11 protein-coding genes, 1 tRNA gene and 1 pseudogene are annotated in these 10,817 nt (G+C 69.8%); 8 read left to right on the forward strand and 5 right to left on the reverse strand.

Features of this window, described 5'->3' with window-relative positions:
- Nucleotides 1-3: 3 nt before the first annotated feature.
- Nucleotides 4-597 (reverse strand): GNAT family N-acetyltransferase, encoded by a 594-nt coding sequence (locus KRR39_RS11350; RefSeq protein ID WP_216942107.1) that lies wholly within the window; start codon nt 595-597, stop codon nt 4-6.
- A gap of 176 nt (nt 598-773) precedes the next feature.
- Between KRR39_RS11350 and KRR39_RS11355 the strand changes: the two genes are divergently transcribed.
- From KRR39_RS11355 to KRR39_RS11375, 6 genes and pseudogenes are all read left to right on the forward strand, one after another.
- Nucleotides 774-1,526: a DUF554 domain-containing protein gene (locus KRR39_RS11355; RefSeq protein ID WP_216942108.1), complete on the forward strand. Its 753-nt coding sequence runs from the start codon at nt 774-776 to the stop codon at nt 1,524-1,526.
- A gap of 201 nt (nt 1,527-1,727) precedes the next feature.
- On the forward strand, nt 1,728-3,110 hold the full coding sequence (locus tag KRR39_RS11360; protein ID WP_216942109.1) for a branched-chain amino acid ABC transporter permease: 1,383 nt from the start codon (nt 1,728-1,730) through the stop codon (nt 3,108-3,110).
- A 40-nt stretch (nt 3,111-3,150) separates the two neighbouring features.
- Complete coding sequence (locus tag KRR39_RS11365) at nt 3,151-4,119, forward strand: branched-chain amino acid ABC transporter permease (protein ID WP_254185673.1); 969 nt, start codon at nt 3,151-3,153, stop codon at nt 4,117-4,119.
- A pseudogene (locus tag KRR39_RS24725) lies at nt 4,109-4,729 on the forward strand (ABC transporter ATP-binding protein); the annotation flags it as partial. The gene KRR39_RS11365 and the pseudogene KRR39_RS24725, both read left to right, overlap by 11 nt.
- A gap of 235 nt (nt 4,730-4,964) precedes the next feature.
- Nucleotides 4,965-5,138, forward strand: a complete 174-nt coding sequence (locus tag KRR39_RS24730) for a hypothetical protein (RefSeq protein WP_367303738.1) — start codon at nt 4,965-4,967, stop codon at nt 5,136-5,138.
- A complete protein-coding gene (locus tag KRR39_RS11375; protein ID WP_216942111.1) occupies nt 5,131-5,910 on the forward strand; it encodes an ABC transporter ATP-binding protein in 780 nt (259 codons plus the stop codon). Before KRR39_RS24730 ends, KRR39_RS11375 begins: the two co-directional genes overlap by 8 nt.
- Nucleotides 5,911-5,994: 84 nt before the next feature.
- On the opposite strand, the gene KRR39_RS11380 is transcribed toward KRR39_RS11375, so the two are convergent.
- The 3 genes from KRR39_RS11380 to KRR39_RS11390 all read right to left on the reverse strand — a co-directional run bounded on the left by KRR39_RS11380 (nt 5,995) and on the right by KRR39_RS11390 (nt 8,355).
- Nucleotides 5,995-7,290 (reverse strand): ABC transporter substrate-binding protein, encoded by a 1,296-nt coding sequence (locus tag KRR39_RS11380; protein WP_216942112.1) that lies wholly within the window; start codon nt 7,288-7,290, stop codon nt 5,995-5,997.
- A 224-nt stretch (nt 7,291-7,514) separates the two neighbouring features.
- The gene (locus tag KRR39_RS11385) at nt 7,515-8,132 is read right to left on the reverse strand and encodes an ANTAR domain-containing response regulator (RefSeq protein ID WP_216942113.1); all 618 of its coding nucleotides are present in this window, start codon (nt 8,130-8,132) and stop codon (nt 7,515-7,517) included.
- A gap of 58 nt (nt 8,133-8,190) precedes the next feature.
- Complete coding sequence (locus KRR39_RS11390; protein WP_216942114.1) at nt 8,191-8,355, reverse strand: hypothetical protein; 165 nt, start codon at nt 8,353-8,355, stop codon at nt 8,191-8,193.
- Between the two features lie 108 nt (nt 8,356-8,463).
- Here KRR39_RS11390 and KRR39_RS11395 point away from each other — a divergent pair.
- Together KRR39_RS11395 and KRR39_RS11400 are read left to right on the forward strand one after the other, a co-directional pair.
- Nucleotides 8,464-8,536 (forward strand) — tRNA-Leu (locus KRR39_RS11395).
- Between the two features lie 39 nt (nt 8,537-8,575).
- Nucleotides 8,576-9,373, forward strand: coding sequence for a helix-turn-helix domain-containing protein (locus KRR39_RS11400; RefSeq protein ID WP_254185674.1), 798 nt, complete (start codon nt 8,576-8,578; stop codon nt 9,371-9,373).
- Here the strand turns inward: KRR39_RS11400 and pyk are convergent.
- Nucleotides 9,336-10,784 carry a pyruvate kinase gene (gene pyk, locus KRR39_RS11405; protein ID WP_216942115.1) on the reverse strand — a complete coding sequence of 483 codons (1,449 nt, stop codon included), beginning with the start codon at nt 10,782-10,784 and terminating at the stop codon, nt 9,336-9,338. The genes KRR39_RS11400 and pyk overlap by 38 nt on opposite strands.
- Between the last annotated feature and the right edge of the window lie 33 nt (nt 10,785-10,817).

A 10,817-nucleotide genomic window follows, 5' to 3' on the forward strand; every position in this document is an offset into this window, starting at 1 on the left:
GGGCTAGGAGGGCCGGGCCTGGGAGCGGCGCAGCGAGCGGCGCTGGGCGAGCACGGCGCCGACGTTGCGGTGGCTGCGGGTGCCCACCCGGGCGGCGGCCGGCGGCTCCACCGGCAGCTTGGCGCGCAGCGCCGGGACGGTCGCGCCGCGGACGACCGCGATCTGGGAGAGGCCGAGCCGGGCCATGTAGCGGTTGGCGTCGCGGGACGCCACCGAGGCCGCCGCGATGACGTGCTCGGTGTCCTTCTCCTCGGCCCAGGTGACGGTGGCCTCCAGGAGCGCGCGGCCCACGCCGTGCCGGCGGAAGGACTCGATGACATGGAGGTGCATGACGTAGATCGCGGTGTCGCTGTGCACCGGCGAGAGCGGTGCGCGCATCAGGTGCACGGCGCCCGCGACGGCGTCGTCGATGCGGGCCACGACCAGCCGCTGGTCCGGGTCGGCGGCGATCCGGGCGATCGCGGCGGCCGCCTCCTGGGTGGCGTGCGCGGTGGCCTGGTCCTGGTGGGGGCGCTCGGCGAGGGCGCCCCAGACCTCCACGAGGGCGGCGGCATCGCCGGGGGCAGCGTCGCTGAGGGAGACCGCGCAGCGGAACATGGGGACACCTTTCCCAGCCGGCGACCGGCGACGAGGAGTGCGACAGGATGCGTTGGACGGCCGGCTCGTCGGTGCCCCGCAACCTCGTGAACCTGACCGAGGTGAGAGATTACGCCTAGTACGACCCCGTTGGGTAGCCGGGATCTCCGGCCCCGTGCACACCGCGAGGAGACGTGATGTTCCCGGGCATCGGCACCGTCGTGAACATGGCCACGGTCCTGCTGGGCACCGCCATCGGCGTGCTCGTCGGGCACCGGCTCCGCCAGCGCACCCGCGACGTGGTCACCGACGGCCTCGGCCTGGTCACGCTGCTGATCGCCGGGTCCGCGGCGACGAGCATCGCCGACCCGGCCTGGTCCCGCGCGGTCGGGGACAGCGCGCCGATGCTGATCGTGCTCGGCTCGCTGGTCCTGGGCGGCATCACCGGCTCGGTGCTCGGCATCGAGGAGCGCCTGGAGGGGTTCGGCGGGCGGCTCCAGCAGCTGCTGCAGCGGCGCTCCGGAGCAGGCGGTCCGGACCGGCAGCGGTTCATCGAGGGCTTCGTGACCAGCTCGCTGGTGTTCTGCGTCGGGCCGCTCACGGTGCTCGGCTCGCTCAACGACGGGCTGGGCAACGGTGCGGACCAGCTGTTCCTGAAGTCCGCTCTGGACGGGTTCGCGGCGATCGCGTTCGCGGCGTCGCTGGGCTGGGGCGTCGGCGCCAGCGTGCTCGCGCTGCTGGTCGTGCAGGGGTCGCTCACGGTGCTGGGCGCCGTCCTGGGCGACGTCATGCCCGCCGCCCAGGTCGCCGCGCTGACCGCGACCGGTGGCCTGATGCTGGTCGGGGTGGCCCTGCGGCTGCTGCGGATCAGACAGGTTCCGGTCGGCGACCTGCTGCCGGGACTGCTGTTCGCGCCGCTGCTGACCACGCTCGTGGCCGCGCTGCGCTGAGCGTCGTACGACGGGCGGCGCGCCCGACTCGTTGGCGAATTGTTGCCTCAAACGTCGCCACCACCCCGACGTTGGTCCTAATGTGACGGCCAGGGGGACGAGCGGGAGCGGTCGGTGGTGAAACACCGCGGACTCACGCTGTCGCTATAGTCCCGCGTCACACCTGAGACAGACCGGCGAAGTACCCGCGACAGGAGTCCCATGCACGCCCGCCCCAGAAGCATCGCCGCCTTGCTGACCGCGCTCGCGGTCGCGGCGCTCGTGATGATCGGCAGCGGACCGGTGTCAGCGGCCCCGGTGCCGCACGTCGGCGAGTCCGCCTGCACCAAGCCCGCGCCGCGCAACGACGACACCATCCACATCCAGGGGTGCCTGACCGACACCCGGGAGAAGCCGCCGAAGGCGGTCCCGGGCGTGAAGTTCACCGTCGTCGACGACCAGGGCAAGAACGTCGGCGAGGGCACCAGCAACGACAGCGGCGTCTTCGACATCGCGCTGCCCGGCAAGTCGATCGACGTCCTCGGCAACACCTACACGGTCAAGCTGGACAAGTCGTCCCTTCCGGAGGGTGCCGCGCTGCGCAACCCCAAGCAGCTCTCGTTGAAGGTCACCCCCAAGCTGAGTTCGGACGTCTACGTCACCTTCCCGATCGGCGACGCGACGGCCGCCAACGCCGGCAAGGCCACCCAGGCCCTGCAGCTCGCGGTCGGCGGCCTGGTGTTCTCGCTGCTGCTCGCGATGGCCGCCCTCGGCCTGTCGATGATCTTCGGTACGACGGGCCTGACGAACTTCGCACACGGCGAGCTGATCACGTTCGGGGCGCTGGTCGCCTACGGCGTGGACGCACTGCCGGGCACGATCACCATCGCCGGCACGAACGTGACGATCGCCGTCTCGATCATCGTCGCGGCCATCGCGTCCGCCGGGTTCGGCTGGCTCAACGACCGCGCCCTGTGGCGGCCGCTGCGGCACCGCGGCACAGGCCTGGTCGCGATGATGGTCGTGAGCATCGGCCTGTCGATCTTCCTGCGCAACGTCTACCAGTACCTCGCGGGCGCCAGCACCCACCAGTACTCCCAGTTCTCCAGCCCGCGGCCGTACCACATCGGCCCGATCCTGGTCACCCCCAAGGACGTCTTCATCGTCGTCTTCTCCACGATCGTGCTGGTCGTGGTCGTCATCGCCCTGCAGCGCACCCGGCTCGGCAAGGCCACCCGCGCGGTCGCCGACAACACGGCGCTCGCCGCCGCCACCGGCATCAACGTCGACCGGGTCATCTCGGTCGTCTGGATCGTCGGCGCGATGCTGGCCGGCATGTCGGGCGTGCTGCTCGGGATGACCCAGGGCTTCGACTACCAGCTCGGCTTCAAGATCCTGCTGCTGGTCTTCGCCGCGACCGTCCTCGGCGGCCTGGGCACGGCGTGGGGCGCGATCGTCGGCGCCCTGGTGATCGGGCTCTTCGTCGAGGTCTCCACGCTGTTCATCCCGGCTGAGCTGAAGTTCGTCGGCGCACTCGTCGTACTCATCGTCGTTCTGCTGGTCAGGCCCCAGGGCCTGCTCGGCAAGGCCCAGCGGGTCGGTTAGGAGCTAGCACATGGACTGGCACGCCATTCTCAGTCAGAGCATGCAACAGGGTCTGGGCCCGGTCGCCGCGGTGTACTGCCTCGCCGCCATCGGCCTGAACGTGCACTTCGGCTACACCGGCCTGCTCAACTTCGGCCAGGCGGGCTTCATGGCCGTCGGCGGCTACGCCGTCTCGTCGTTCGTCACGACCTGGGGGCTGTCGTTCTGGCTCGGCTGCGTGGTCGCGCTGCTCGCCTCGGCCGTCCTCGCGCTGCTCCTGGGCGTCCCGACGCTGCGGCTGCGCGCCGACTACCTCGCGATCGTGACGATCGCGGCCGCCGAGATCATCCGGCAGACGATCGGCTCGGTCACGCTGCTGAAGTACTTCGGCGGCCAGGACGGCCTCCAGGGGTTCAACAGCAGCTTCGCCGCCCTGAACCCGTTCAGCGGCCGGATCGGCATCCCCGGGGTGGTCACCTGGCGTCCCTACGACTTCTGGACGCTGCTGGTCTCTTGGGCGCTCGTCGCGCTGTTCTGCGTCATGGTCTGGGCGCTGATGCGCAGCCCGTGGGGCCGGGTGCTCAAGAGCATCCGCGAGGACGAGGACGCGGTCCGCAGCCTCGGAAAGAACGTCTACGCCTACAAGATGCAGTCGCTGGTCATCGGTGGCGTCATCGGTGGCGTCGCCGGCATCATGTCGGCGCTGCAGCACTCGGCGATCAACCCGTCGTTCTTCGCGACCGACACCACCTTCTTCGCCTACACCGTGCTGCTCGTCGGTGGCGCCGCCCGGGTGCTCGGCCCGGTCGCCGGAACCGTGATCTTCTGGTTCCTGATCAGCTTCCTCGACCTGTTCTTCGGGCAGGCCACCTCCGGCACCGACCCGTCGATCCCCGCCGCCATCATGAACAGCAACCAGGCCAGCCTCATGCGCTTCATCTTCATGGGCCTCGCCCTGATGCTGCTGATGATCTACCGCCCGCAAGGAATCTTCGGGGACCGAAGGGAGCTGGCCCTCGATGCCCGCTGACACCGTGACCAACCACGCCGAGACCGGCCCGGAGAAGGACGGTCCCGCGAAGGGCGGTCCCGCCAAGGTCGACGTCAACGCCGCCCGCGCGGCGCTGCGCGACGTCGCCCACGAGCCCGGCGCGAAGAAGCCCGACCCGATCGTGGTGGCCGACGGCATCCGCCGTACCTTCGGTGGCCTGACCGCCGTCGACGTCGACCACGTCGAGATCCAGCGCGGCGTGATCACCGGGCTGATCGGCCCGAACGGCGCCGGCAAGACGACGTTCTTCAACCTGCTCACCGGCTTCGACCGGCCCGACGCGGGCGACTGGTCCTTCAACGGCAAGAGCCTCCGCGGCGTCCCCGCCTTCCGGGTCGCCCGGCTCGGCATGGTGCGCACCTTCCAGCTCACCAAGGTGCTCTCCAGGCTGACCGTGCTGGAGAACATGCGGGTCGGCGCCACCGGCCAGCACGGCGAGAGCCTGCTCAAGGCGATGTTCGCGCCGTTCTGGCGTGGCCAGGAGACCGCGAACACCGAGCGTGCCGACGGCCTGCTCGAGCGCTTCCTGCTGATCAAGAAGCGCGAGGACTTCGCGGGCTCGCTGTCCGGCGGCCAGCGCAAGCTGCTCGAGATGGCCCGGGCGCTGATGGCCGACCCCGAGCTGGTGATGCTCGACGAGCCGATGGCCGGGGTGAACCCCGCGCTCAAGCAGTCGCTGCTGGGGCACGTGGAAGTCGCTGCGCGACGACGGCCGGACCGTGCTCTTCGTCGAGCACGACATGGACATGGTCCGCGACATCTCCGACTGGGTCATCGTGATGGCCCAGGGCAAGGTGATCGCGGAGGGTCCCCCGGACTCGGTGATGGGCGACCAGCGGGTCATCGACGCCTACCTCGGCTCGCACCACGACCAGGACCTGAGCGAGGACATGGAGGAGCAGATCCTCTCCGAGGCCCAGGCCGAGATCCACGACGAGCAGCACCACGAGACGCCGGTCCCGACCGCCGGAGAAGCAGAAGGAGACCAGCGTGTCTGAGGCCTCGACCGACCAGACCTCGCGCAGCGAGCACGTGAAGGCGGCCGAGGGCGCGGTGCTCCGTGCCGACGACCTGATCGCCGGCTACCTGCCCGGGGTGAACATCCTCAACGGTGCGGACCTGTACTGCAAGGAGAACGAACTGGTCGGCATCATCGGCCCGAACGGCGCCGGCAAGTCGACGCTGCTCAAGGCGCTGTTCGGCCTGGTGAAGATCAAGACCGGGACGGTCACGCTCAAGGGCGAGGACATCACCAACCAGCGGGCCGACCACCTGGTCACCAAGGGCATCGGCTTCGTGCCGCAGACCAACAACGTGTTCCCGTCGCTCACCATCCAGGAGAACCTGGAGATGGGCGTCTACCAGCGGCCGAAGTCGTTCAAGAAGCGCTTCGAGTTCGTGGGCGACCTGTTCCCCGCGCTGATCGACCGCAAGGCGCAGCGCACCGGATCGCTGTCGGGCGGCGAGCGGCAGATGGTCGCGATGGGCCGCGCGCTGATGATGGAACCGTCCGTGCTGCTGCTCGACGAGCCCTCCGCGGGTCTCTCGCCGGTCATGCAGGACGAGGTCTTCGTGCAGACCCGCCGGATCAACCGGGCCGGCGTCTCGGTGATCATGGTCGAGCAGAACGCCAAGCGCTGCCTGCAGATCTGCGACCGCGGCTACGTGCTCGACCAGGGCCGCAACGCCTACACCGCGAGCGGCCAGGACCTGATCAACGACCCGAAGGTGATCGAGCTGTACCTCGGGACGCTGGCGAAGAAGGACTGAGCCTCCCCACTCGCTTCCGCACTCCCCCGCACAGCACGAAGGGGCCCGACCTGGTGGTCGGGCCCCTTCGCTGTGCTGGGTGGATCAGATCACGCCGGTGACGTACTTGAGGTTCTTGTACGTGTTGGTGGCGTCGTAACTGAAGATGCCGATCGTGGCCTTGGTCGGGCTACCCGTGTCGCCCAGGTCGCACGGACCCGAGACACCCTGGTAGTCGATGTCCTCGCCCTTGTTCAGCAGGTCCGAGCACTCCTTGAAGGTCGAGCACTCGGTGCCGTCCTTCGAGACCTTGATGATGTCCGGGGCGAAGGTCGACGGGTCGTCCGACTTGGCCTCGATCGCCGCGAGGGCGATCAGGGTCGTGGCGTCGTACGACTCGGGACCGTAGGTGAAGTCCTTGAGCTTCGGGTCCGTCTTCCGCATCCGGTCCTTGAAGTCCGAGGTCAGCTCGGCGCCCGGGTAGGTCGCCTTGACGCCCTTCAGGGTGCCCTTCGGGAAGTCCGCGGAGTAGTCGGCGGTGTTGCCGTCCACGAAGTACGTCGGGACGTCCTGCGGCCCGACGCCCTTGGCGATGAGCTGCGGGATGATCTTCTTGGTCTCGTCGAACGCGACCAGGACGATGGCGTCGGGCTTCGTCGCCGCGACGGCGTTCACCTCGGCGGTGAAGTTGGTCGCGTCGGCCGAGTAGAGCTTCTTGACCGCGACGTTGCCGCCACCGGCCTTGATGCCCTTGTCGATCTGGCCGGCGAGCAGCTCGCCGTAGGAGTCCTGGCGGGCCAGGATGGCCACGTTGTTGCGGCCGTCCTCGATCAGCGTGTTCGCCATCACGGCGCCCTGGAGGACGTCGGACGGGGCGGTGCGGAAGTACAGGTTCTTCGGGTCGGTCTTCGCGTCGTCCAGCGCCGGCGAGGTGTTCGCGGGCGAGAACTGCACGACACCGGCACCGGTGATCTTGTCGATGACGCTCAGTGACACCGAGGAGGACGCGGCACCGACGATGGCGTCGGCGTTCGCGTCGAGCAGCTTGTCGGTCTGGGCACCCGCGATGTCCGGCGTGCCGTCACCCGAGTCGGCCTTGACCTGGACGACGTCCTTGCCGAGGACCCCACCGGCGCTGTTGATGTCGTCGATGGCGGTCTGGACGCCGGCGAACTCCGGCGGGCCGAGGAACGCGAGGTCGCCGGTCTGCGGGAGCAGGGTGCCGACCGTCAGCGTTCCGTCGCCCTTGGCGGGAGCGGCCGAGCTGCTCTCGCTCGGCGAGGACGACGACGAGGAGCCGGCACTGTTGCTGTCACTGTTGCTGCCACCACAGGCCGTCAGTGCGAGCGACGCCGTCGCGAGCACCACAGCCGTGCGCAGGGCGCGGTTTGGGCGAATCATTGAGCCTCCGTCATGAGGAGTGTGCGCGGAGTCCCCCCACCGGGTACCGATCGCGCATTCTGATGGTGCGAACCTAGCGCCAAACCCTTTGTCCCATGGCGGTCTGAGGACAATTGGTGGTGCTGTCGTTGCCATTTCGTGACCTGCGGGAGCTGCACCCCGACCGGCTGCCCGTTTTGCGGGCCGCCCGGGGCTGCTCCGGGCTGCTCCGGGACTGTCCCGGGCTACTCCGGGCTGTCGGTCCCGGTGACGGACGGCCCGTGGGTGAGCACGCCGTCGGCGACCTGGCGCATCGAGAGGCGCAGGTCCATGGCGGTCTTCTGGATCCACCGGAACGCGTCCGGCTCGCTCAGGTCGAGCTGGCGCTGCAGCACGCCCTTGGCGCGGTCGACCGACTTGCGGGTCTCCAGGCGCTCGGTCAGGTCGGCCACCTCGGCCTCGAGCAGCTGCACCTCGGCGAAGCGGCTCACCGCCATCTCGATGGCGGGCACCAGGTCGGCCTTGTTGAACGGCTTGACGAGGTAGGCCATCGCGCCGGCGTCGCGGGCCCGGTCGACCAGGTCGCGCTGGCTGAACGCGGTGAGGATCACCACCGGAGCGATCCGCTGCTCGGCGATCCGCTGAGCCGCCGTGATCCCGTCCAGTTTGGGCATCTTGACGTCGAGGACCACCAGGTCGGGCCGGTGCAGCTCCGCGAGCTCGACGGCGGTCTGCCCGTCGCCGGCCTGCCCCACGACGTCGTACCCCTCCTCGGCGAGCATCTCGGCGAGGTCGAGGCGGATCAGCGCCTCGTCCTCGGCGATGACGACGCGGCGTGCGGGGGCAGAGGGGTCCGGACTCACGAGTGAAGGCTAGTACGACGAGCCGCCGGCCACCCCGTCGTCCCGCAGAGTCGACCCGTCAGGCGGACCGGTCGGTGGCGCCGCGGACCCGGGCGGCGTGCGCCTGCAGGAACAGCTCGACGTCCTCACGCTCCACCCGGCGCCGCGACAGGTGGCTGCAGGCGGTGCGGGCGTTCGCGATCGCGCGTTCCTGACCCACCAGTGCCTGCAGCAGTCGTCTCATGTCGTCCCACCGTCGGTTCCTCCGTGCCGGACTCAAAGACTATTTCTTTGATAGACAATGGCAAGCGGCGGTCCAGACCCTGGATCGGCTACCCTTCTCAGCGGTCGGGCCCCGGTAGTCCAACGGCAGAGACAATGGTCTCAAACACCATCCAGTGTGGGTTCGAATCCCACCCGGGGCACTCCTCCAACCTGTCGGTGGTCTGCGGCAGGGTCGTGCCGTGCACCCCGTTATGCAGCGTCTCCGCGCCCTGCAGCTGCTCGCAGACGGAGGCTCGCTGAGCGACGTCAGCCGGGCCACCGGCGTCAGCCGCGCCAGCCTGCGCGAGTGGCGCGACCGAGGTCCGGGCGCACTTCCGGCCACCGGTGCCTGCTGGGTGTGCGAGGAGACCGTACCGGCGGCGTCGTCCGGGTACGCCCGGCTGCTGGGCTACTACCTCGGCGACGGTTGCCTGTCCCGCGTCCGGTCCGTGCACGCGCTGCGAGTGTCCTGTGACCGCGCCTACCCCGGCATCGTCGAGGACGTCACCGCTGCCATCGGCGAGGTGCGGCCGGGTGCCCGGGTGCAGCACGTCCGGGCACCGGGAGTGGTAGTCGTGCAGAGCTACTGGAAGCACTGGCCGTGCCTGTTCCCGCAGCACGGCCCCGGCCGCAAGCACGAGCGCACCCTGGTGCTCGCCGGCTGGCAGCGCGAGGTGGTCGAGCGGCACCCGGCCGACCTGCTGCGCGGGCTGTTCCACTCCGACGGCTGCCGGGCGAACAACTGGACGCGACGCCTGGTGGCCGGCGAGATGAAGCGCTACGACTACCCGCGGTGGCAGTTCACCAACAACTCCCCCGGACATCCGGCGCTGGTGCTGCGAGGCGCTCGACTTGGTCGACGTACCGTGGCGGCAGTCGAGCTGGAAGACGATCTCGGTCTCCACCCGCGCCGGGGTGGCCCGGCTCGACGAGCTGCTCGGGCTCAAGCGCTGAGCGCGCTCACTCCGGGCGTCGGTAGGCCGGGGCGACCCCGTTGATCGCGTCGCCCATCCGGTGGATGCGCAGCGCGTTCGTCGAGCCCGGGATCCCCGGGGGCGCACCGGCGATGATCACCACCAGGTCGCCCTCCTGCACCTTGCCGACCCGCAGGAGGTGCTCGTCGACCTGGCGGACCATCTCGTCGGTGTGCTCGACCGGCGCCGCGAGGAACGTCTCGACGCCCCACGAGAGCGCGAGCTGGGAACGCACGACGGGCACCGGGGTGAACGCCAGCATCGGGATCGCGCCGCGGTAGCGCGACAGCCGCCGTGCCGAGTCGCCGCTCTGGGTGAACGCGACGAGGTACTTCGCCCGGACCCGGTCGGCGACCTCGGCGGCGGCCTTGGCGATCACGCCGCCGCGGGTGCGGGGCTGCCAGTCGATGGCCGCCATCCGGGCCAGGCCGTGGTCCTCGGTCGACGAGATGATCCGGGCCATCGTCTCGACGGTCTCGATGGGGAACTCCCCCACGCTGGTCTCGCCGGACAGCATCACCGCGTCGGCGCCGTCGAGCACCGCGTTGGCGACGTCCGAGGCCTCGGCCCGCGTCGGGCGCGGGGAGGAGATCATCGACTCGAGCATCTGGGTGGCCACGATGACCGGCTTTGCGTGCCGGCGGGCGACCTCGATGACCTGCTTCTGCAGGAACGGGACGTCCTCGAGCGGGCACTCCACGCCGAGGTCGCCGCGGGCCACCATGAAGCCGTCGAACGCGTCGACGATCTCCTCGATGTTGTCGATCGCCTGCGGCTTCTCGATCTTGGCGATGACGGGCAGGAAGATGCCCTCCTCGCGCATGATCTTGCGGACGTCCTCCGCGTCGGCGGCGCTGCGCACGAACGACAGCGCGATGAAGTCGACGGTCAGGTGCAGCGCCCAGCGCAGGTCGTCGATGTCCTTCTCGGACATCGCCGGCACGGAGACCGCGACCCCGGGCAGGTTGATGCCCTTGTGGTTGCTGATCGGTCCGGCGACGCGCACGCGGGTGACGACGTCGGTCTCCCCCACCTCGACGACCTCGAGGCGCACCTTGCCGTCGTCGATCAGGATCGGGTCGCCGACGCGGACGTCGCCCGGGAGCCCCTTGTACGTCGTCGAGCAGATCGTGGCGTCGCCCGGCACCTCGCGGGTGGTGATCGTGAACGTCGCCCCCGCCACGAGCTGCACGGGGCCGCCGGCGACCTTGCCCAGCCGGATCTTGGGGCCCTGCAGGTCCGCGAAGATGCCGACGCCGTGACCGCTCGCGTCGGAGGCCTCACGGACCATCCGGTAGACCTGCTCGTGGTCGGCGTACGACCCGTGGCTGAGGTTCATCCGGGCGACGTCCATGCCGGCATCGACGAGGGCGCGGATCTTCTCGGGAGTGTTCACCGCGGGACCCAGGGTGCAGACGATCTTTGCTCTACGCACGTCCCGACCCTAGCGGGCTACCGGCGGGTCACC

This window comes from Nocardioides panacis (assembly GCF_019039255.1).
Classification (GTDB): Bacteria; Actinomycetota; Actinomycetes; order Propionibacteriales; family Nocardioidaceae; genus Nocardioides_B; species Nocardioides_B panacis.